The following is a 21,015-nucleotide window of genomic DNA, read 5'->3' as shown; positions in this document are numbered from 1 at the left end:
GAACGGCCGCCGCCGGGCTAGCTCTCCCCCGCCAGCGGCCGGAGCACCACCCCCGTCGGCACTTTCGGCGCGAAGAACGTGGACTTGGGCGGCATGACCTCTCCCGCGTCCGCGACCCGCTTCACTTCTTCCAGCCTGGTCGGCGGGAGCAGGATCGCGAAAGCGACAGCGTCATCCCGCGCTGCGGCGCGCGCCTCCGCCTCGACCGGCGTGTAACGCAGGCCGGGCGCCCCGCCCTGGAGCGAAGACGCTACGACTTTCACCATCACGGCATCGCATACAGCCACCGCGAGCGAGCGGACCGCCGGATGCGCCGGGAGATCGGTGGCCGCGGAGAGGTCGGCGTCGGAGCGCAACGCGACCGGCGCCTGCGACCCGTCACCGAAGACCAGCGTCAGGGTCGCGCCCTCGCGGCTCGCCGGCTCGAAGTACGGCGCCGCGGCCGCGAGCACCTCTTCAACCGCCAACTTCCGACCTTCGACCACCCGGTGCGTCGGCAGGATCTCGAGCCCCGGGTCCCGGAACGACACTACGTGCGCCAGGGTGCGCCGCGCCCCGGCGCGCCACGCCGCCGGAGCCTCCTCACGGATCACGATCGACGTCTCATACCGATGATGCCCGTCGGCGATGTACGCGGGTTCCGCGCCGGCCGCCGCCGCTATCCTTGGCGCGTCCTCGCCACCTACCACCCATACCTCGTGCGACGCCCCGATCGCCTCTGCCCGAGCCCACGGCTCGGCCGCGGTCACCCGCGCCAGCGACGCCGCCAGCTCGCCGCGGGAGTCCGGCGCGAGCAGGAAGACCGGGGAAAGGTTGCACGCGGTCGCGTGGGTCAGACGGCGGCGGTCCTCCTTCGGCCCCCGGTGCGTCCGCTCGTGCGGCAGCACCCGCCCCTCGGCGAACGGCTCCGCCGAGACCGCCAGAAAGGCTCCCGTGCGTGCGCGCACGCTCCCGTCCTCGAAACCGCTCGTCGTGCGCAGGACGTACGCGCACGGCCCCGCGTCACGAGTCAGGATGCCCTGGGTCCGCCACCCGGAAAGCAGCCGAGCTGCCTCCTCATACGGGTCCCCGCCCTCGGGCGCCACCGGCAGATCGACGCGCACGACGTTGGCCGGGTCCTGCGCCGCGAGCGCCGCACGCTGCGCCGGCCCGATCACGTCGTACGGGGGCGCGAGCCGGCGCGCGAGCGACGCCGCGTCCGCGTAGCGCTCGCCCCGGAACGGCGCGAACAGCGGGATGTTCGTCAGGTGGCCTTCCGGTCGTGCGCGGCGATCAGCAGGTCGAGCGCGCTCTTCACTTCGGCCAAGGTCATGCCGCCCACCTCGGCCTCGGCGGCGGCGGGATCCTTCGCTCGCGCCAGATAGTCGCTCTCGAGGTGGCCGTCGGGCTCGTTGTCCTTCGACCAGCGGATGAAGAGCAGCGATGCACCGTAGGCCCCGGCCGCGTCCGGGTCGTCGTCGGAGAAGACTCCCACCGAGTACGACCGGCCGTCCGATCCCTCGAAGGCGGGTGGCCTCCCGTGCACCACGACGTACCCGGCCAGCGTGTTGTCTTCCGCGATCACGACCGTGCGCCCTCCTTGAGGACGTTGCCGAGGATGAACGCGATGTTGGCGGGCCGCTCGGCGAGGCGGCGCATGTCCTGTTAGTGGAAGCGGCCGGCGCGCCGGGCGAGCTCGGTCAGGCTCCCGGCCGGTGCGAAGCGGGCTCCGTGCCGCGCGGCGAGCAGCTCGAGCTTGGCCACCGCTTCGCCGGCGCCCATGGCATCGAGGGCGCGGAACGGACCGCCGCGGAAGGGCGGGAAGCCGATGCCGAAGATGGCCCCGATGTCGCCGTCGCGCGCCGAGCGGATGACGCCCTCCTCGAGGGCGCGCGCCGACTCGTTCAGCATCGCGAGCGAGAGCCGCTCGGTGACGCTCGCGGTGTCCTTCACCGTCCCTTTCGGCACACCCAGCACGCCGTACACCTCTTCATCTACTCCCGCCTTTTTCCCGTTCTCGTAGCGGAAGAAGCCGCGGCCGTTCTTTCGGCCCAGGCGGCCCGAGGCCACCAGCGCGTCAAGACGGATCGCGGTGGCGACGCGCTCACCCAGCGCCTCCAGCATCACGCCGCCCACCTTGACCGCGACGTCGAGCCCGACTTCGTCGAGCAGGGTGATCGGGCCGACCGGAAACCCCCATCTCGTCATGGCCCGGTCGATGTCCTCGATCGCCACCCCCTCCTTGAGCAGTTGGCCCGCCTCGGCTATGTACGGCGCCAGGATGCGGTTGATGAAGAAGCCCGGCCGGTCCTTCACGACGATCACCGTCTTGCCCATCCGCCGCCCGAACGCGACCGCCGTGACGGTCGTCTCCGGCGCGGTCTTCGCCGAGGGGATTACCTCGAGCAGCGGCATACGGTGCACCGGCGAGAAGAAGTGCATCCCGATCACCGTCTCCGGCCGTTTCGACGCCTCGGCGATGCGCGCGATCGGGATCGTGGACGTGTTCGACGCGAAGATGCAGTCGGGCTTCGCGACGGCTTCCACCTCGCGTAGCACGGAGCGCTTCACCTCGACGTCCTCGAAGACAGCCTCGATCACGAGGTCCGCCTGGTGGAAGCCGCTGTAGTCCACGCCCCCCGAGACGAGCGCCAGCTTCCGCGCGCCCTCGAGCCTGGTGACGCTGCGGCGCTTGACGCGGTCCACGATCACGTCGGACACCGCCTTCAGCCCCTTCGCCACGCGCGGGAGGTCCGCGTCCTTCAGGCGCACGCTGACGCCCGCCTGGTCAGCCGCGGTGACCGCGATACCCGCGCCCATGAAGCCCGCGCCCAGAATGCCGAGACGCTCGACCTGGCGCGGCTGGGGCGCGGGCGCAGCCACGCCGGGGTCCTTCTTCATGGCCGTCGTCGCGAAGAAGATCTCCACCAGCCGCCGAGACACATCCGTCATCGCCATCTTCGCGAACAGGTCGGCCTCGCGCACCAGCCCGTCCTTCATGCCGTGCGAGAGCGAGTAGGAAACCGCATCCAGCGCGGTGAGCGGCGCAGGGTAGTGCCCGCCCGTCTTCTTCAGCGTCATCTTCCGAGCCTGCGAGATCACCAACGAGCGGCCCGGCGCGCTCCGGTCGAGGAGCCAGCTCCCGCGCGGCTTGCGTAGCGGCACGCCGCGCCCCGCCAACCGGTTCGCCGCCTGCACCGCCACCTCGCGCAGGATTGGCGGCGCCACCAGCTCGTCCACGAGCCCCATCCTGAACGCCTTGTCGGCGCGGATGTTCTTGCCCGTCAGGATCATGTCCAGCGCCGCACGCAGGCCGACCAGCCTCGGCAGGCGGTTGCAGCCGCCCGCTCCGGGGATGATGCCGATCTGCACCTCCGGGACGCCGAGCACCGTCTTGGGATGGTTGGTGGCGATCCGCCAGTGACACGCGAGCGAGATCTCGAGACCGCCGCCCAGGCACGCGCCGTGGATCGCGACGACGATCGGCGTGGGGAACGCCTCGAGCGCGTCGAGGAACTGCTGTCCTTCGCGCGAGAGGGTGCGGAACTCGTCCTCGCTCTTGGCGGCGACGAACTCCTCGATGTCCGCGCCCGCGATGAAGTTCTCCGGCTTGCCTGAGATGAGCACCACTGCCTTGACCGACTGGTCGGCGCGCAGGGTGGTCATCGTCTTGGCGAACTCGTCCTTCACCTTCCGCGAGAACTTGTTGACGCTCTCGCCCGGCAGGTCGAAGGTGACGACGGCGACCCCACCCTCGCGCGCGACCGTGAGCGCGCCCATCAGCGCCGCTCCAGGACCATCGCGAACCCCATGCCACCCTGCGCGCACACCGAGATGAGGCCGAACTGCACGTTACGCCGCTTCATCTCGTTGGCGAGCGTCGTGGTGATGCGGCCGCCCGTGGCGCCGAAGGGATGGCCGATGGCGATGGAGCCCCCCATCACGTTCAGCGTGCCCCAGTCAACCTCGCCGACCGGCTCGTTCCGGCCGAGCTTCTCCTCGGCGAACTGCTTCGACTCGAAGGCCTGGATGTTGGAGAGCGCCTGCGCGGCGAACGCCTCGTGCATGTCGACCAAGCCGAGCTCTTTCCAGGTGATGCCCGCCCGCTCCAGCGCTTTCGGCACGGCGAACGCCGGCCCCATCAGCAGCTGTTCTCCAGGATCCACGGCGGCGACGGCGTAGGAACGGATGAAGGCCAGCGCCTCGTAGCCCAACGCCTTCGCTCTCTCCTCGCTCATCAACAGCACCGCGGAGCCGCCGTCGGTGAGCGGCGAGGCATTGGCCGCGGTGACGGTACCGTAGCGCCGGTCGAAGACCGGCCGGAGCTTGGCCAGTTGCTCCAGAGTCGAGTCCGGCCGGATTCCGTTGTCCGTGGCGATCGCGGTCTCGTACCTAGGCGGGACGAAGTACGGCGCGATCTCGGCGGTGAGCCGCCCGTCGGCCGTGCCCTGGGCCGCGTTCTGGTGCGAGCGGAGCGCGAACTTGTCCTGCGCCTCGCGGGTGATCCCGTTCTCCTTGGCCATCTTCTCCGCCGACTGGCCCATGGTCTGGCCGGTGGACGGCTCGGCGATGGCCGGCGTCACGGGGATCAGGTCGCGCGGCCGGGTCTTGGCGATGGCGCCGAGGCGCCGGCCCAGGCTCTTGGCCTTGCTCGCCTCGACCAGGATCTCGGCGAATCGCTTCGAGTGGAGGATGGGCACGTCGGAGAGGGCCTCGGTGCCGCCGGCGATAACGATATCGGCGTGGCCCAGCACGATCTGGTCGTGCGCATCCGCGATGGCCTGGTTGGACGAGGCGCAGGCTCGGTTGAGCGAATAGGCTGGGATGTTCCTGGGGAACTGCGGCAGGAGGCTCACTTCGCGCGCCACGTTGGGCGCGAGCACCGATGGGATCACCTGCCCGAAGATGACCTGATCCACCGTCTTCGGGTCGATCTCCGTGCGCACCAACAGCTCGCGCGTCGCGTGTTTCGCCAGGTCCACGGCGCTCACGTCCTTCAGCACCGTGCCGGCCCTGGCGAAGGGCGTGCGGCACCCTGCGATGATCGCGACCCGGCGTCCGTTGAACCCGCTCATCCTGAAGCTCCCCGCTGCGCGAGAGTCGGCGGCGCGCCCGCCGAGGCCAAAGCTACCCACCTGCCGAGGCGCGGGCCAGCGGCGTGGGTCGTGCAAAGGCGAGGGTTTAGTGACAGATTCGACGCGGCGTGGAACAACTCTTCTCAGCCGAGACGCGGCGCGCGAGCCTGGCGGCGCTGGCCGGCCAACCGGTCGACCTGCTGGTCATCGGCGGCGGGATCACCGGCGCCGGCATCGCTCGCGACGCCGCCATGCGCGGCATCGGCACTGCGCTGGTGGACGCCGGCGATTTCGGCCACGGCACATCGAGCCGATCCTCGCGCCTGATCCACGGCGGATTGCGCTACCTGGAGCACGGCTGGTTGCACCTGGTCTTCGAGGCGAGCCGCGAGCGCCGCACGCTCCTCCGCATCGCGCCGCACCTGGTGAAGCCGCGCGCCTTCACCTTTCCGGTCCACCGGGGGAGCCGAGTGCGCCGGTGGGAGATCAGCGCCGCCGTCTGGCTCTACGACCTGCTGGCGATGTTCCGCAACGTCCACCTGCATCGCCTGCTGTCGCGCCGCCGCGTGCTCGAGATCGAGCCGCAGATCCGCGACCAGGACCTCACCGGCGGCGCCCTCTACTACGACGCCCAGTGCGACGACGCCCGGCTCGTTCTGGCCAACGTGCGCTCCGCCCACCGGCACGGCGCCCTCGCCGCGAACTACGTTCGGGTCACCGCGCTTGAGAAAGCCGGCGGACGCGTCCGTGGCGCCACGCTCGAAGACGTCTTCACGGGCGAACAGATCACCGTTCGCGCCTCCGTGGTGGTCAACGCGACCGGCCCGTGGACCGACGCACTCCGGAGACTCGACGAACCGAGTGCCGCGCCACTGTTGAGGCTCACCAAGGGCGCCCACATCGCGGTGCCGAGGGCGCGGATCGGGAACGCCGGCGCGGTGACGCTCACCTCGCCCATCGACGGGCGGGTGATGTTCGTCCTCCCGTGGGGCGACGTGACGATAGTCGGCACGACGGACACGGACACCGACTGCTCGCCGGACGACGTCGCCGCCGACCCGGACGACATCACCTACCTGCTCCGTTCGGCCAACGCCGTATTCCCGAACGCGCGGCTCCAGACCGCGGATGTGCTCGCCGCGTGGGCCGGGCTTCGGCCGCTGCTCGCGGACGGCGGCGCGTCCACTGCCGCCGTGCCGCGCGAGCATCGCATAGTCGAGAGCGCGAGCGGGCTCCTCACTATCGCTGGAGGCAAGCTCACTACGTACCGCTCGATGGCGGCGGAACTCGTGAATGCCGTTTCGAAGCGCCTGCGACACCTCGACGGGCGACGCGTGCCATCCAGCGCGCCGACCGACCGCGAGGCGCTGCCGGGAGGGGAGGTAGCCGACTTCGCTCAGCTGGCCGACGAGTTGGTGAAGGGAGGACAGGACCGGGACGTTGCGGACCACCTCGTCGCCACCTACGGCGCCGAAGCGGCGGCCGTGGCCAACCTCGCGACGCGCGAGCCGGACCTGGCGCTACCACTCCTCGACGGCTGGCCGCTGCTGCGCGCCGACGTCGTCTATCAGGCGAGACGGGAGATGGCGATGACCGTGAGCGACGTACTCGTCCGGCGGACCCACCTCTTCCACCGCCATCCGACGCAGGCCGTGGAAGTGGCGCCGCTGGTGAGCCGGCTGCTGGCCCGGGAGCTGGGCTGGGATGCAGGGCGCGAAGCGGGCTCGGTCGCGCAATACCTGGCCGAGGTCGCCCGGATGCGCCAGGCCTTCACACCGGCGGCTTCGACTTGAGCCGTTCCATATCACGCCCCACCGTGAACACCGCGAAGATCAGGATCAGCCCTCCGACCAAGCCGATGACCGGCAACGTCAGGAGCGCCGGCCTGAGGCCGTAGCGGTCGGAGAGGAACCCCACCACCGGCAGCGCTATGGCGTCGCCGGCGATGTGGATGAAGAAGATGTAGGCCCCCATCACCGTCGCACCGATCTCCCTCGGCACCACGTCGAACAGCACGGCCGCGATGGGGCCGTTGTACCAGGTGAAGAGGAATACCACCAGGAAGAAGAGGATCGAGAACTGGCTCACGTCGGTGGCGAGCAGCATCCCGACGCAGATCGGGGCTCCCACCAGGAAGCCCATCGCGCCCGCGATCACGCGGCCGCTAGGCCAACGCTCGAACAGCACGTCCCCCAGCCGGCCGCCGACATACGACCCGAGTACGCCCCCGGCGAGACCGATCGGTCCGATGCGGCGCCCTGCCTCGAGTAGAGTGAGGTGCAGCTCGCGCTGGAGGAAGCTGGTCGACCATGCCACGAGCGTATTCATGGACGCGGAGGTGAGAGCTCCACCCAGGAAGAGCCAGATCAGCGTCGGCGTCCGCAGCACGAGGCTCGCCGCGTCCAGCATCTCGTCCACCGCGTCGGCCGGCGCGCTGGTCACCGACGGGTGGCGCACCATCGCGATACGCACCCAAAGCCAGATCGTCCCGATCAGACCGGCGCCCGCTATCACGCCGAACACGACCAGGTCCGCGCTGGCGGGAACATTCTCGAACAGCGCCAGGAACCCGAACACGACCGTCGCGAGGAGCAGGCTCGACAGCAGCGGCATCATCGTTCGCGCGGCCACGCGCCAGGTGATGTGGAACTTGGGAATCGCAGCGAGCGAGACCACGGGCGCGGCCCGGGCTGCCGGGTCGCGCAGCCGCGAAAGCAGGAACGCGAAGGGCAGGCCGGGCAGACCCACGATGACGAGCGTGCTGCGCCACCCGAACGCGGTGGCAAGCGCGCCCCCCAGCCAGACCGCCAGCACCCCACCCAGGGCGAGCCCGACCCAGAAGATGCCCATCGCCTGGGCGCGGCCCCTGGTCGGGTAGTAGTCGGCGAGAAGCGCCTGCGCCGCGGGCAGGTAAGACGACTGGCCGATGCCCACGAATGAGCGGCTCACGAAGAGCTGCCAGTAGGAGTTGATCACCCCGCCCATGGCGGTGAAGCTGCTCCACAACGCCACGCCGCCCGCGATCACCGCGCGGCGCGATACGAGGTCCGACAGGACGCCCGCGAAGAGCGCTCCCACCGAGAACACGATGGCATACGCCGAGCCCAGCCAGCCGAGCTGCGTGTCCGAAACGTGGAGGTCTCGCCGGATCGGCTCGAACAGCGCGAAGATGATGTTGCGGTCGAGGTAGTTCAGCAGGTTGCCCAGCGCGAGCAGCGCCAAGGCGTACCGGATGTACCCGCGGCTCAATCCTGAGTGCGACTCGGTCACGGGACCGGACAGCCGCGCAGTGCAGCGCCCGTCACCCGGCGAACATCCCGCCCCGGTCCTCCGCCGCCAGCGCGGTCACCTTTTCCCGGGCACGCCTGACGATCGCCACCGCCTCCTTCGGGTCGTCGGTGACGTGGAAGATGTCGAGGTCCTTCGGTTCTATCTTCCTCTGGGCGCACATCGTATCGCGCAACCAGTCCACCAGGCCGCGCCAATAGTCGCAGCCGAAGAGGACCACCGGGAAGTGCTTGATCTTCCCCGTCTGTAGCAGCGTAAGGGCCTCGAACATCTCGTCCAGCGTCCCGTAGCCACCGGGGAAGACGATGAACGCGAGCGAGTACTTGACGAACATCGTCTTGCGCACGAAGAAGTAGCGGAAGTTGACCGACGTGTCGACGTACTGGTTGGTGCCCTGCTCGAAGGGCAGCTCGATGTTGAGGCCTACCGACCGGCCGCGGCCGAGCCGCGCTCCCTTGTTGCCGGCCTCCATGATGCCGGGGCCGCCGCCGGTGATGACCGTCAAGCCGGCTTCGGCGAGAAGTTGTCCCGTCAGGGTAGCAGCCTGGTAGTACCGGTCGTCGGAGGTGGTCCGCGCCGAGCCGAAGAGCGTCACCCCGTTGTGGATGTTGGCCAGCGTGTCGAAGCCTTCGACGAACTCGCCCATGATGCGGAGCACCCGCCACGGGTCGGTCGAGGTGAAGACCCGGCGCTCAGGGGCGACCAGCGGCGTGCTGAGTAGCCGCTCGTCCTCCGTGGGCACGAGCCGCTTCGGTCCGGAGATCCGGTCGTCTGCCGTCATGCTTGGGCCTCTTGCCAGCGGGAATCGCGCGCAATATACAGAAGAACGGAAGGGGGCGTAAACGCAAGTGGAGTCGTGGTCGGCGCTGGTGCTCGCTCTCATCGGTCGCGCGCTCGTCAATCCGCGGGTGGCGTGGGATCTCCTCACCCTCGCGTGGGCGATGCGCCGGCGCGAGTGGTATCGCGGGTCCCCGTTCCTCCCCCTTCCGCCGGCCGAGTACCTGCGTTGGCGGCTGTACACGGCCTACGGCGAGGAGCACGCCGTACCGCCGGTGCGCGACGTTCTGCGCTTCGCGCGGTGGCGACGCCACTTCTTCCGATCATGACCCCACTCGAGCTCACCGCACTCGCCAGGCACGCGGCCCTCGAGTTGGGGTTCGACGCCTGCGGGGTGACCGACCTCCGGCCCTCCGAGGCCGGCCCCGCGCTGGACGACTGGCTGCGCCTCGGATACCACGGCGAGATGGGTTACCTGGCCCGCCAGGCTCCCATCCGGCGCGAACCGCAGCGCGCCTGGCCCGATGCGCGCTCGGCCGTCGTCGTGCTGCACAACTATTTCCAGCCTCCCACCTCGCTCCCTTCTGGACACGGCCGCATCGCGCAGTACGCCTTGGGCGACGACTATCACGTGGTGATGAAGGAAAAGCTCGCCCGGCTCGGAAGCTTCATCGTCGAGGCGGCAGGCGGCGGACGGTGCCGCAGCTACGTGGACGCCGGCCCGCTCCCGGAGCGCGAGCTGGCACGGCGCGCCGGACTGGGCTGGATCGCCAAGAACACCATGCTGATCCATCCCGGGATCGGCTCCTTCACGTTCATCGGTGTGCTCCTCACCGACCTCGTGCTGGCCAAGGACGAGCCGTTCGAGGCGGACCGCTGCGGCACCTGCCGCCGGTGTCTCGACGCCTGCCCGACCGGCGCGTTCCCGGAGGCCCGGGTCCTAGACGCCACGCGATGCATCTCGTACCTCACGATCGAGGCGCGAAGCGAGATTCCCGAGGCGCTCCGCCACGAAGTTGGCGACAACCTGTTCGGCTGCGACATCTGCCAGGACATCTGTCCGTGGAACGTGAGCTTCGCTGCAGAGACGCGCGAGCCGCGCTACCGCACCCATTCCGAGGACGAGCGGCCAACGCTGGAGGAGATCGTGGAGCTGGACGAGCGGACCTTCGACGGACTGTTCGGGGACACGGCGCTCGAGCGGGCGGGCCGCGCCGGGCTCGCGCGCAACGCGCGCGTCGTGCTCGAGAACTCGCGGGCGGGAGCGGGGGCCTGATGGCCGAGCGCGTCGGCTCGCTCGTCACCGATCCCAAACTCCGAGATCGGCTGTCCGCGCTGAAGGCGAGCCTGGAGGAAGGCCTCGACCGCGTGGACCCGCACCACCGCCTGCGCGGCCGGCCGGTGAGCTACGCCGTCACCGGCGGCCAGACACTCGAGATCACCTTCCGCGACGTGCCGAGCATCGGCGAGTCCGAAGTCCTCGGCGTGAAGCAGCTGTTAGGCGCGAAGTCGTTTTGCAGCGTGACCCCGCAGTCGGCTGAGCGGCTGACGGTGCGGTTCGTGGTATCGCTGGCCTAGAACTCGACCGTCTGGCGCTTGGCGATCACCACTCCAAGCACGAGGGCGAACACCATCCATCCCAGTCCGGCAACCAGAAGGCGCCCGGGAGCGTTCGGTCCCACCTGTGGCCGAGTCCACTGCCGTTGTGCCCAGGCCACTAGCATGTCTCCCGTGGGCCTCTCGTACGCTGCCTCGAGCGCGGCCGCGGGCTGAAGAGGCGACTGCCAGAAGGTAAGGAACCGCTCGCCGCCCTCGTTCGCGAGGAGATGCGCGATGAGTTCACGCACGGAGAGGCCGGACGTGTTGCCCCACCCCCAGTACCGGTCCGGCTCCTCCCTCGGCGCCACCCCCTCCGTCAGGCCCAGCACCGCCCGGCACAGTCTGCCGTCACCCCGCACGCACCCTGTAATTCGATACCCCGTGCGAAGTCGCCGGTACTGGTAATGCCAGTCGTTCGTGAATAGCCGATACCATTGCGGGTTCTCGAAAAGCACGCTCGGCGGGCTGTTGCGGCGCGCCGCCGCGAGGTTTCGTTCAAGCGAACTGGACCCTCCCCAGTAGCGGGACGGCCCGCGCAGGGTCGCTGACCAGCGCGACACGGCCTCACCGGGCATGCCGTACCGGCCGTACAGCGCGCACCAGTCGAGCACGCTGCTGTGCACTGCGCCCGACGAGTCGCGCTCCATCCACCTGATCCGGTTCCACGCCGTGCGTCTCATGGCCAGGTTCAGCTCGACGACGCACGCTGGGCGGGCACCGGAGGTGCTGAGCCAGCGCCTCTCGCCCCCGTACCAGCCAGCCGCGGCAACCTGTCTTCCAACTTGGCTGGTGTAGATCACCACGACGATGGGGATGCCCAACGCCGCCGCCCGCGGAAACGCATCCAGCTCGGCATGCACGGCGTCCAGCCACACGCGGGCCGAATCCTCACTGAGCGACGCCTCGCGCAGCACTGTGATCGCGCCGTCCGACGTGTGCAGCGCGCCGGGACGGCCGCGCGCCGCGAGGATCGAGGCCTCCCTTCGTCGCGCCTCCATCCGGTTGCGCAGGCGCTGACGCGTCGCGTCCAAGGTCCTCTCGAAGACGCTCCCGCGGCCCGAATAGTAGGTGTCCTCCGGACCGATCCAGCCAGAGCGAAGCAGCGACACCGGCCTCGGCGGCAGAACCACGATTGCCGCCAATGCCATCGCCACCAGAGTGGCGCCCAACCATGCCCACCGTTTCAGCGCCATCGTCCACTCCTAGCGGCCGCGAAGAGGACGAACCCCACCAGGGCCAGGACCGGCAACGCGTCACCGAGACCGGCTCTAACGCGCTGCGGCCGGCCGCGCGAGAGCACCCACGTCCGCCACTCCGCGACAACCGAGTCCTCACTGATGCCCGACGCACGGGCCAGGCGCTCCCCAACCCCGCCAACCGTATCCGCCAGCGCCGAGCGCAGCGCTTCGGCGCCGTGCAGTGCGTGCACCGCCCGGATCAGGCTCACGCGGGCGGGGTCCGGCGCGGGGATAGGCGACAGAAACCGCTGCCTCTCCACGAGGCGCAGACATCCGTCGTCCGCGCCGTTGAGGCAGGACGACCGGTCGGCGTCTCGGCTATAGTACTCGCTCTGCCGGACGTTGCTGCGCAGCTCCGCGGGGCGATACCGCGAGGCGTAAGGGTGCTCGTCCGGATCGACCCCCAGCCAAAGTCTGCATTCCGCCGCTTTGCCGGCAAGACATTCGCTCCCGCTGGCCTCGCGGGCCAGCGTGAGTGCGTTGAGCGCCGCCTGACCCTCGCGCGCGCGCTCCCACTGCACGCCGTAGTCCTGAGGGAGCCACGCCTGCCACGCCGAATCGAGGGTCTCGCGGTACGCCGCTGCCAGCCGCGAAGCGATCCTCCAGCTCATGGCCGTGGTGTCGGCCGGCTGCGGCCACTCCATCCAGACTCGCCGGCTGCCTCGCAGGGCCGGCGCCGCCAGGATGCCCGCGGTGTCTACCGCCCACACCTGCACGACGACGCTGCGCCGGACGAAACCTTCCGGCACCGCGCCGAACTCTCTCAACATCTCTCCGGCGCCGGCCCCGAGTTGCCGGCCGAGCGACCGAGGCACCGCTTCCCAGAAGATGAGGTTGAGGTCACCTGACCTCAGGAGATAACCGCGCCGGTTCGCCTGCCGCTCCGCCCGCTGTGCCATCAGATTCGCGTACAGGGAGTCGGCGCGAGCAAGCTTCGCGCGATCGCGCGCCTCGGCGATGGCCGAGGACTCCTGGGCCGGCGCCGGCCGCGCCACGGTCAGCATCGCGAGCGCCAGGACGAGGCTGCCAGGCCTAGACATCGAACAACGCCCAACGCCCCAGCAGGATGCTGAGCGGCCCCGGCCAATTGGTCAGCAGGTACAGCACCGTCTCGGCCACGTGCGTCTCCCCGCCGAACGTCTGGACGAGCAGGTCAGCGAGCAGCACACCCCCGATCAGTCCCAGGAGTAGCAACAACGCCCGCTTCGTACCTATGGACATGGCGAAGAAGATCGCGAAGCAGGCCAGGGCGGCGAAGCCGAAACGCAGGGTGAGTTGCATCGGATAGGCATGCACTCCCGTCGGCAGGTCGACGGCCAGCGTCGCGATCATGGCGCCAAGGCCCAGGGCCGCTACCGGCACGAGCATCAACGTCACACCCGCTCCGAATCGCAGGAGCACGAACAGCGAGCGCGGCAGCGGCAGCACCAACGCATACACGTGTTTGCCGAGATGGTCCGGCGCCCACGTGGCGATACCGAGCGCGACACCGAGGAACATGGCAATGATCGGGATCGCGCTGCCGATCGCCTCAGCGCCAACCAGCCACCCCGATATCCGAGACGCGCCGGCCGTGGTCAGGCTGCCGCCATAGTAGACCGTCGCCAGCGGGGCGGCGAACGCGAGCACCACGAAGACCAACACGACCTGTCGGCTGGCGAGCCATTGGGTTCTAAGGACCTGACTGAACATGATCCACACTCCCTTGCCTACATTGCCGGCACCCGCGCGCAGCGAAGCAGCTCCACGAACCCTTCCTCGAGATCGAGGTCCACGATCTCCTTCACCCGCGCGCCGGCGCCCTCGAACCATTGCGTCATCGGCGCCTGCCACCCCCGCACCACCCAGATCTCGTCGTACGGCGTCTGCTCCCGCATCAACAGGACGAACGGCGTGTCGCCGATCAGGCTCGGCGAGTTCTCGACCCGCAGCCGCTTGATCCCGTTCTTGAAGCTGTGCATCGGCAGCTCCGCGATCATCCGCCCGCGGTCCAGCACGCCCACCCAGTCGCAGATCCGCTCCAGCTCGTGTACCAGGTGACTGGAGATGAAAACCGTCGCCGATCCCTGTGAGCAGAAATCCAACAGCGCCGACAACACGTCCCGACGCACCACCGGATCGAGGCCGTCCGTCGGCTCGTCCAGGATCAGCAGCCTCGGCCGCTGCGCGAGGACCAGCAGCATGTGCAGTTTGCCCATCTCGCCCTTGGATAGATGCGAGAGCTTCCGTTCGTTCGGCAGGTTGAACGTCTCCAGCAGCTCCTGCGCGTACGGCATGTCGAATCCCGCGAAGAACGCGGCGTGGTAGCGAATCGCCTCCTCCACCGCGAGGAAGGGATAGAGGTGCGGCCGCTCCGGCACGTAGCCGGTCTCAGCCAGGATGCGAGGCATCTCCTGCGGCACCTTCTTTCCGAGTACGGAGATCTGCCCGCCCACGGGACGCAACATCCCCATCAGCAGCTTGATGGTGGTGCTCTTCCCCGCCCCGTTGGGGCCGAGGAACCCGTAGATCGAGCCCTCACGCACTTTCAGGGTGAGGTCGCGTAACTCGAAGGTCTTCCCCGCCCTGTAGCAGACGTCGAACGTCTCTATCGCATTGGACATCAGGCCCGCTCCCTCAGCTCTTGTTCCCACGCGTAGTCCAGGTCCTCGCGCGTCACTCCCAGGTTCGACGACTCCTGAAGGAGCTGCCGTATCAGTCGCTGAGCTTCACGCTGCCGCTCCGCATCGCGCTTCGCCTCCGGCAAGTCCTTCACGAACGTCCCGGCGCCTTGCCGGCTCTCGACGACGCCCGCCCACTCCAGCTCCCGGTAGGCCTGCACCACCGTCGCCGGGTTGACGCGGATGACCGTCGCCAGGTTACGCACCGATGGCAGCACCGCCCCAGGCTGAAGCTCACCGGTGGCGACCGCCACCCTGAGCCGGTTGGCGATCTGGATATACAGGGGAATCGGGCTTCGCGGGTCTATTTGTCTGAACACGTCCCCAAGCGACTGTATTGGTGTACTAATACAGTAGGACGGTTTGCTGCGGCTGTCAAGAGGGACGGAGGACGATCAGCGTCAGCTCGGGCGGGCAACGCCATCTCATGGGGACGCCGCTCGCGCCAACTCCTCGCGAGACATAGAGTTGCCTATCGTCTTCACGGTACAGCCCGGCCAGGTACCTGAAGCCGAACTGCGAGGGAACGAAGGGTGGGCCGATGATCGGAAGGTAGGCCTGACCACCGTGGGTGTGGCCCGCTACCATGAGGTCCAGCCGCACGCTCGGGGGCCAGTAGGCGAAGACGTCGGGGTCGTGGGAAAGGACGATTCGCGGCACTCCGCCACCGACGCCACCCAGCGCGGCGTCGAAGTCTATGACATCGCACTCGAGGTCTCCCACCCCTGCAACGGCGATCTCGGCCCCACCTCGGTTGACCCGCAGCGATGAATTGAGCAACTCGCGCACCCCGGCGCGCTCGAGGGCCGCGCGGATCACTCCGGAGCCGACGTAGTGGTCGTGGTTGCCCAGGACCGCGAACACGCCGTCCGGCGCATGCAGCGGCCGAAGAATCTCCGCCAGGCCGGGCCCGTACCTGGGATCGTCGTGGACGTAGTCGCCACCCAGGGCGATGAGGTCCGGCTGGAGCCCGAGCGCCTTCTCCACGGCGCGCTCGATCCACCAGCGCGGAACGATGGGCGATGAGTGCAGATCCGTGAGATAGGCGATGCGGTATCCGTCGAACGAGGCCGGAAGGTCGGCGATGTGGATCTCGACCGTCTCGACGATGAGACGTTTGAGACCCCAGAATCCGAACGGCGCGGCGGCGAACTCGACCAGATCGCCGATCAGGTTGCGGACCCGGCGCCGGCCGTCGGGGTGGAGCGGCTCTTTCCGCGGCGCCCGCTTCGGCGAACGGACCAGCGGCCCGATCAATGTCCGGCGACGCTCCGAAGCACGTCAAAGAAGTAGTGCACGCCGAACTGCACGTTCCAGAGGCTGATGCGCTCGTCGTTGCCGTGTACGCCCCGCGATTCGCTCTCGGGCAACGCGAAAGGCTGTATCCCGTACGAGGCGATTCCCATCCGGCGGAAGTAGTGTGAATCGGTGAACCCCGAGAGCATGGGTGTCGTCACGAGCGCGGTCGGGAAACGACGGCGGATGGCGTCCGATGCCGCGCGGAACAGCTCCGTTTCGACCGGGGACTCGGTCGCGTTCCAGACCGTGCCGAGCGGCCCGATAGCGACCGCAGTGTCGTTCACGGTGCGCCGGAGGTCGGCCAGGAACTGTTGCGGGTCCTGGCCGGGAAGGAGACGCACGTCCACCTCCGCGCGCGCGATCGGCGGGATGACGTTCACCTTGCCGCTTCCCGTGACGCGGGTGACCGAGATCGTATTCCGAAGGATGGCGTTGTAGTAGAGGTCGCCGGTGAAGTAGCGCCGGGCCGCGGGATCCGCGATCGCCGCACCCACGTCCTGAAGCCAGCCGCGGATCTGCTGGTTCGTCTCGCGCGTCGCCAGGTCCTTGAAGAACCGGTCGGCGGCGGGGGTCACGACGAGCGGGGTCTCCAACGCCTCGATGCGCGCCAGCGCGCGAATCAGCCGCTCGACCGCGTTGTCGGGGGTGGGCCGAGACCCGTGCCCTGCCGTGCCGTGCGTGGTGACCGAGAGCCAGAACGGTGCTTTCTCTGTGGTGCCGATCCCGAAGTAGGAGAGGTTGCCCGTCTCGTCCGTCCGCGTGGCGCCGCCTTCGTTGATGAGGAACTCCGCGCCCTGCACCAGCTCCGGGTGCTCACGCGCGATCCACGCCGCGCCCAGCGTGCTCATCCCGCCTACTTCTTCGTCCGCGGTGGCGAGGAAGATGACATCGCGACGGAGCGGCAAGCCGCTCCGCCTGAGCAGGATCATCGCCATGAGCTGCGCGATGCCCTGCCCTTTCATGTCCAGCGCGCCGCGGCCGTAGAGATAGCCATCGCGGACCATGCCGCCGAACGGATCCACCGACCAATACTCCGGCGATGCCTCGACGACGTCCATGTGACTGAGCAGTACGATCGCCCGCGCGCTGCCGTCGCCGCGCAGCCGCGCGTGGAGGTTCGCCTTGCCGGGCGCCGGCTCGAAGATCTGCGATTCGATGCCCTCGCGCGCCAGCACCGCCTGGAGGAACCGCGCCGTCTGGATCTCGTTGCCGGGCGGATTCGTCGTGTTGAAGCGCAGATACTGGGTGAGCAGATCCGCTGCTTCGCGGCCGATCTCCGGCCATTCCGACTCCTGCGGCATCGCCCGCATCGCCGCGCGCCGCGGCAGCTCGAATACCGGTGACGACGATGGCCCGAAGATTCCCGTCTGCACGCCCGGCCTGGCCTGCTCCGGTCGTCCCGGCTCAGGCTGGGCCGCCTCCGGCCTCGGCTGATGACATCCGATCGCCGTCACCACGCACCAGAGCGCTGCCGCAACCCGAGCCCATATCCCTCGGCTTACCCTCACGTGCACCTCTCTCCCTGGGTTCGGCCTCAGTTACCTCATCACTCCATCACCTCATCACCCATCTCCTATCACTATCATCTCGTTTCTCACGCCTCGTAGTTCTTCCCAAGCCCCGCCGGCGCCCTCACCCGTCCCCCCACCCCCGCGAGCGCCAACAACGTCAACCCGTAAGGCGCCATCAGGAAGAACTGATACGGTACCTCCAGCCCGGCCGCCTGGAACGCGAATTGTAGCGCGCTCGCCGCGCCAAAGACGAGGGCCGCCGCGAACGCGCCCAGCGGGTTCCACCGGCCCAGGACGACGATCGCGATCGCGATGAAGCCGCGGCCCGCGGTCATCTTCTCGGCGAAGGTCCCCGCCTGCGCGAGCACGAGCGCCCCGCCGGCGATGCCGCCCATCATCCCGCCGAAAACCGTCGCCCCGAGACGCAGACGCCGCACGTCGAGGCCGGCCGCCGCAGCCGCGGCCGGCGCTTCTCCGGCCGCCCGCAACGAGAGTCCGAGGTTCATGCGCGCCAGCACGTACCACGCGCACGGCACCGCGACGAAGAGGAGATACGTCGGTGCGGGCTGGTCGAACAGGGCCGGACCGATCAGCGGCAGCGAAGCGAGGCCGGGCACCCGGAGCGGCGCGAACGTCGGCAGCGAGAGTGCGGCCCCGGTGGCGCCGAAGGCCGCACGATACACCGCCCCCGTCACGCCGACCGCCCCCAGCGTGATGGCCGTCCCGGCGACGATCTGATCGCCGCCCATCCGTACCGCCACCAGAGCGAAGAGCGCGGCGATGGCCGCGCCGGCCAGCGCTGCCGCGGCGAGGCCTCCCCACGCACCGCCGAGCCCGAGCGCGCCCAGCGCCGCCGCGAGCGCCCCCGCGAGCATCGCGCCCTCGAGGCCCACGTTGATCACGCCGGAGCGTTCCGTTACCGTCTCGCCCAGGGCGGCGAGGCCGAGCGGGGTGGCCACGCGCACCGTCGCTTCGAGGAAGGCGGCCAGCGTCGCCGCGCTCGTGACGTCAGGCGTCTGCACGACGCACCACTCGATGGCCCACCACGAGCGCGAGGATGATCGCTGCCTCGATCGCGTAGACCGTGACGGACGGGATTCCCGCCGTCCGCTGGAGCATTGCTGCCCCCGCCTCGAGCGCGCCGAAGAACAACGCGCTCACGACTATCCAGAGCGGGTGAAGTCCCGCCAGCAGCGCGACCGCGATGGCCGTGTACCCGTAGCCGGGCGACAGCCGCTCGTAGAGCGCGAACGTCACGCCGCTCACTTCGGCGGCACCGGCGAGGCCGGCGATGGCGCCCGAAACAAGGAAGGCCGTGGTCGCCACGCGGGTGACCGGGATCCGGCCCGCGATCCGCGCCGCTATCGGGTTGGCGCCGGTCGCCCGAAGCGCGAAACCGGCGCGGGTACGTTCGAAGAACACCCACATCACCACCGCGAGCAGCACGGCCAGCGGGAACGCCCACGACAGCCGCGTCCCGGGCACGATGGGCGCGAGGCGGGCCGCCGCGGCGATCGGGTCCGTCTGCGGATACGTGTGCCCCGACTCCTGGAGCGGGCCCTGCACGAGGAAGCTCACCAGATGCTCGGCTACGAAGTTCAGCATTATAGTCGTGATGACCTCGAGCACCCCGAATCGCGCGCGCAGCAGCGCCGGAGCCGCCGCCCACAACGCTCCCGCAAGTCCCGCCGCGATCATCACCAGAGGAAGCACGATCAATGGCGAATGCACGCCCCACCGGGTCCCTATCCACGCCGCCGCAACCGCTCCAGCGTAGAACTGACCCTCTGCCCCGATGTTCCAGATCCCCGCGCGGAACGCGAGCGCGACCGCCAGCCCCGTGATGAGCAACGGCGTCCCTCGAATGAGCGCGGCAATAACCTCGTTCACCGACCAGCACCTCTCACGTCACTTGTCCTTCTCCCCTCACTCCCCTCACTCCCCCTCTCACCCATTCACTTCTCCCTTTCTCACCACTATCACCTATCACCTATCGCATAGAAATACCCATCTCTCGCCCCGACATAGATCCGTCCTTTCCACACGGCCGGCGTCGACTCGATGCACGCGCCGCTCTCGAGCCGGAACTCCCAGAGCACCGGCGGCTCAACCTCCGGCCGGCGGACGTCGTACGCGTGAAGCACGCCCTCGCAGTCCCCCACGAGCAGCACACTGTCCACCACCACCGGCGACGACCACGCGTGCGGCGGCAGCGGCTTCTCCCAGCGGATGACGCCGCTGTCCCGATCCACGCCGAGGAGACGACCGGAGTTGGTGGTGACGAAGAGCATGCGGCCGAACAGCGCTGGAGTGGACCACACTCCGCCCAGCGGTTCGCCGCCGCCGCGCGGGATCGCGATCCCCCACACCCGCGGGTCCGCGCGCGATGGGTCCAACTTCTGTAGCTGCCCCACCGCCCGCCCCCGCGCGTTGAACCGCTGCTGCTCCGACGCGACGTAGAGCATCCCCTCTTCGTCTATCACGATCGAGGCGTCCGTGTCGTCGCCCGTCCAGTAGCGGAAGAACGGCTCGGCGCGCGAGGAATCCCTGAGGTGCGAGAGGTCGAGGCCCCACACCACCCCGCCGCTGTTGGCGAAGAAGACGCTGTTGCCGAACAGCGCCGGCGAGTTCTCTATGCTCACCTCCCGGTCGCGGATCGCCGCCAGCAGCGAGTCGTCGAACGACGGGAAACGCACCAGCACCCGCGGCGCAACCTGCACCAGCCCGTGCTCGTCGTACCGTCGGTTCAGCTTGACGACGTAGAACCAGCCGTTCTCGCCGCCCTCGAACAGATAGTCGTCTATCACGACGCCGTTGCCGTCCCAGTCGTCGTTCCACATCGGATGCGGCGCATCCCGTGCGGAAAGGCGCCATAACTCGGTGGGCCGCGGCCGGTCGAGAGCGATGACGTGGTAGTAGTTGTCGCGCGAGCCGGAATAGAGCAGCGGGAAACCATCCGGATCCACCGTCACCGAGCCCTTGATGATGTCGCCGGTGGCGAAGCTCGGCCGCCGCTCGCGCCCCGTGGCGCCGTCGAGGAAGTGGATTCTCCGGTCGTACGTGCCGACGATCACTTCGACGCCGTCACCGCGCTCCACCACCGATGGCTGGCCCGTCCACCCGCTCCCGCACCAGATGAGCGGCTCTCGACCCACGACGGAGGTGGCGCACATCGGCCGGCGGGGATACCGCCACAGTACCGCGGGGTTCCGGGGCATCGGCCCCTGTCCGTACCAGGTGCGCGTCGCGTTGCCTCGGAACATGGTGAGCCCCTTCACCGTGTCGCCGATCGGCACGCCGACCTGGTCCGCGCGCACGAATACCGGCTCGCGCCGGAATGGCCCGCGCGCCGTATCGGCTTCGACCCGGGATTGCGGTGAACCCGTGCCGGCGCGCCGCGCCACCAACCAGAGCACCGCGACCAGTAACAGGGCGACGAACGCCGCCGGCCGCGCCCGCAGCTTCACGCCGCGCTACCCAGCATCCGCGCGCCTACCTCTTCGCGAGTGGCGGTACGCGGAAGCTCGATCCAGCGTCCCTCCACCATCACGGCGACCCGATCGGCAAGCGCGAGCACTTCGTCCAGGTC

At 69.1% G+C, this 21,015-nt stretch carries 20 protein-coding genes; 4 read left to right on the top strand and 16 right to left on the bottom strand.

Features of this window, described 5'->3' with window-relative positions; all coding sequences use genetic code 11:
- Positions 1–17: 17 nt before the first annotated feature.
- From Q8Q85_06625 to fadI, 4 genes are all read right to left on the bottom strand, one after another.
- Positions 18–1,232 carry a DUF1015 domain-containing protein gene (locus tag Q8Q85_06625; protein MDP3773926.1) on the bottom strand — a complete coding sequence of 405 codons (1,215 nt, stop codon included), beginning with the start codon at positions 1,230–1,232 and terminating at the stop codon, positions 18–20.
- Between the two features lie 11 nt (positions 1,233–1,243).
- Positions 1,244–1,564: a hypothetical protein gene (locus tag Q8Q85_06620; protein ID MDP3773925.1), complete on the bottom strand. Its 321-nt coding sequence runs from the start codon at positions 1,562–1,564 to the stop codon at positions 1,244–1,246.
- Between the two features lie 80 nt (positions 1,565–1,644).
- Positions 1,645–3,759, bottom strand: a complete 2,115-nt coding sequence (gene fadJ / locus Q8Q85_06615; protein ID MDP3773924.1) for a fatty acid oxidation complex subunit alpha FadJ — start codon at positions 3,757–3,759, stop codon at positions 1,645–1,647.
- The gene (gene fadI, locus Q8Q85_06610) at positions 3,759–5,054 is read right to left on the bottom strand and encodes an acetyl-CoA C-acyltransferase FadI (GenBank protein MDP3773923.1); all 1,296 of its coding nucleotides are present in this window, start codon (positions 5,052–5,054) and stop codon (positions 3,759–3,761) included. The genes fadJ and fadI overlap by 1 nt, the downstream gene beginning before the upstream one ends.
- Positions 5,055–5,182: 128 nt before the next feature.
- Here fadI and Q8Q85_06605 point away from each other — a divergent pair, with 128 nt between their 5' ends.
- Complete coding sequence (locus Q8Q85_06605; GenBank protein MDP3773922.1) at positions 5,183–6,847, top strand: glycerol-3-phosphate dehydrogenase/oxidase; 1,665 nt, start codon at positions 5,183–5,185, stop codon at positions 6,845–6,847.
- Here the strand turns inward: Q8Q85_06605 and Q8Q85_06600 are convergent.
- Positions 6,825–8,324: an MFS transporter gene (locus Q8Q85_06600; protein ID MDP3773921.1), complete on the bottom strand. Its 1,500-nt coding sequence runs from the start codon at positions 8,322–8,324 to the stop codon at positions 6,825–6,827. The genes Q8Q85_06605 and Q8Q85_06600 overlap by 23 nt on opposite strands.
- 31 nt (positions 8,325–8,355) lie before the next feature.
- On the bottom strand, positions 8,356–9,123 hold the full coding sequence (locus Q8Q85_06595) for a TIGR00730 family Rossman fold protein (protein ID MDP3773920.1): 768 nt from the start codon (positions 9,121–9,123) through the stop codon (positions 8,356–8,358).
- 67 nt (positions 9,124–9,190) lie between these two features.
- On the opposite strand from Q8Q85_06595, the gene Q8Q85_06590 reads away from it, so the two are divergent.
- From Q8Q85_06590 to Q8Q85_06580, 3 genes are read left to right on the top strand one after another with little or no spacing between them, the layout of a single operon-like run.
- Positions 9,191–9,448 (top strand): hypothetical protein, encoded by a 258-nt coding sequence (locus Q8Q85_06590; GenBank protein MDP3773919.1) that lies wholly within the window; start codon positions 9,191–9,193, stop codon positions 9,446–9,448.
- Positions 9,445–10,395 (top strand): tRNA epoxyqueuosine(34) reductase QueG, encoded by a 951-nt coding sequence (gene queG, locus Q8Q85_06585; protein ID MDP3773918.1) that lies wholly within the window; start codon positions 9,445–9,447, stop codon positions 10,393–10,395. Before Q8Q85_06590 ends, queG begins: the two co-directional genes overlap by 4 nt.
- Entirely contained in the window at positions 10,395–10,697 is a 303-nt protein-coding gene (locus tag Q8Q85_06580) for a hypothetical protein (protein MDP3773917.1), read from the top strand. Before queG ends, Q8Q85_06580 begins: the two co-directional genes overlap by 1 nt.
- On the opposite strand, the gene Q8Q85_06575 is transcribed toward Q8Q85_06580, so the two are convergent.
- From Q8Q85_06575 to Q8Q85_06530, 10 genes are all read right to left on the bottom strand, one after another.
- Positions 10,694–11,911 carry a hypothetical protein gene (locus tag Q8Q85_06575; protein MDP3773916.1) on the bottom strand — a complete coding sequence of 406 codons (1,218 nt, stop codon included), beginning with the start codon at positions 11,909–11,911 and terminating at the stop codon, positions 10,694–10,696. The genes Q8Q85_06580 and Q8Q85_06575 overlap by 4 nt on opposite strands.
- Positions 11,902–12,996, bottom strand: coding sequence for a hypothetical protein (locus Q8Q85_06570; GenBank protein ID MDP3773915.1), 1,095 nt, complete (start codon positions 12,994–12,996; stop codon positions 11,902–11,904). Before Q8Q85_06570 ends, Q8Q85_06575 begins: the two co-directional genes overlap by 10 nt.
- Entirely contained in the window at positions 12,989–13,648 is a 660-nt protein-coding gene (locus tag Q8Q85_06565) for a hypothetical protein (GenBank protein ID MDP3773914.1), read from the bottom strand. Before Q8Q85_06565 ends, Q8Q85_06570 begins: the two co-directional genes overlap by 8 nt.
- A gap of 17 nt (positions 13,649–13,665) precedes the next feature.
- Positions 13,666–14,559 carry an ABC transporter ATP-binding protein gene (locus Q8Q85_06560; GenBank protein MDP3773913.1) on the bottom strand — a complete coding sequence of 298 codons (894 nt, stop codon included), beginning with the start codon at positions 14,557–14,559 and terminating at the stop codon, positions 13,666–13,668.
- Positions 14,559–14,936 carry a GntR family transcriptional regulator gene (locus Q8Q85_06555; protein MDP3773912.1) on the bottom strand — a complete coding sequence of 126 codons (378 nt, stop codon included), beginning with the start codon at positions 14,934–14,936 and terminating at the stop codon, positions 14,559–14,561. Before Q8Q85_06555 ends, Q8Q85_06560 begins: the two co-directional genes overlap by 1 nt.
- Before the next feature lie 55 nt (positions 14,937–14,991).
- On the bottom strand, positions 14,992–15,873 hold the full coding sequence (locus tag Q8Q85_06550) for a metallophosphoesterase (protein MDP3773911.1): 882 nt from the start codon (positions 15,871–15,873) through the stop codon (positions 14,992–14,994).
- The gene (locus Q8Q85_06545) at positions 15,870–17,423 is read right to left on the bottom strand and encodes a M20/M25/M40 family metallo-hydrolase (protein ID MDP3773910.1); all 1,554 of its coding nucleotides are present in this window, start codon (positions 17,421–17,423) and stop codon (positions 15,870–15,872) included. The genes Q8Q85_06550 and Q8Q85_06545 overlap by 4 nt, the downstream gene beginning before the upstream one ends.
- Positions 17,424–17,509: 86 nt before the next feature.
- Positions 17,510–18,448, bottom strand: coding sequence for an ABC transporter permease (locus Q8Q85_06540; GenBank protein ID MDP3773909.1), 939 nt, complete (start codon positions 18,446–18,448; stop codon positions 17,510–17,512).
- Positions 18,435–19,316, bottom strand: a complete 882-nt coding sequence (locus tag Q8Q85_06535; GenBank protein MDP3773908.1) for an ABC transporter permease — start codon at positions 19,314–19,316, stop codon at positions 18,435–18,437. The genes Q8Q85_06540 and Q8Q85_06535 overlap by 14 nt, the downstream gene beginning before the upstream one ends.
- 89 nt (positions 19,317–19,405) lie before the next feature.
- On the bottom strand, positions 19,406–20,893 hold the full coding sequence (locus Q8Q85_06530; GenBank protein MDP3773907.1) for a PQQ-binding-like beta-propeller repeat protein: 1,488 nt from the start codon (positions 20,891–20,893) through the stop codon (positions 19,406–19,408).
- Positions 20,894–21,015: the final 122 nt, after the last annotated feature.

Source organism: Gemmatimonadales bacterium, from assembly GCA_030697825.1.
Lineage (GTDB): Bacteria > Gemmatimonadota > Gemmatimonadetes > Gemmatimonadales > JACORV01 > JACORV01.
The sequence above is the reverse complement of the archived record's forward strand: the minus strand, read 5'-3'. Positions and strand labels throughout refer to the sequence as shown.

Bases quoted from the DNA above. Each gene is read 5' to 3' on its own strand.
- Q8Q85_06560 (MDP3773913.1), bottom strand. From the start codon at position 14,559: ATGTCCAATGCGATAGAGACGTTCGACGTCTGCTACAGGGCGGGGAAG.
- Q8Q85_06575 (MDP3773916.1), bottom strand. From the start codon at position 11,911: ATGGCGCTGAAACGGTGGGCATGGTTGGGCGCCACTCTGGTGGCGATG.
- Q8Q85_06580 (MDP3773917.1), top strand. From the start codon at position 10,395: ATGGCCGAGCGCGTCGGCTCGCTCGTCACCGATCCCAAACTCCGAGAT.
- fadJ (MDP3773924.1), bottom strand. From the start codon at position 3,759: ATGGGCGCGCTCACGGTCGCGCGCGAGGGTGGGGTCGCCGTCGTCACC.
- fadI (MDP3773923.1), bottom strand. From the start codon at position 5,054: ATGAGCGGGTTCAACGGACGCCGGGTCGCGATCATCGCAGGGTGCCGC.
- Q8Q85_06570 (MDP3773915.1), bottom strand. From the start codon at position 12,996: ATGTCTAGGCCTGGCAGCCTCGTCCTGGCGCTCGCGATGCTGACCGTG.
- Q8Q85_06565 (MDP3773914.1), bottom strand. From the start codon at position 13,648: ATGTTCAGTCAGGTCCTTAGAACCCAATGGCTCGCCAGCCGACAGGTC.
- Q8Q85_06595 (MDP3773920.1), bottom strand. From the start codon at position 9,123: ATGACGGCAGACGACCGGATCTCCGGACCGAAGCGGCTCGTGCCCACG.
- queG (MDP3773918.1), top strand. From the start codon at position 9,445: ATGACCCCACTCGAGCTCACCGCACTCGCCAGGCACGCGGCCCTCGAG.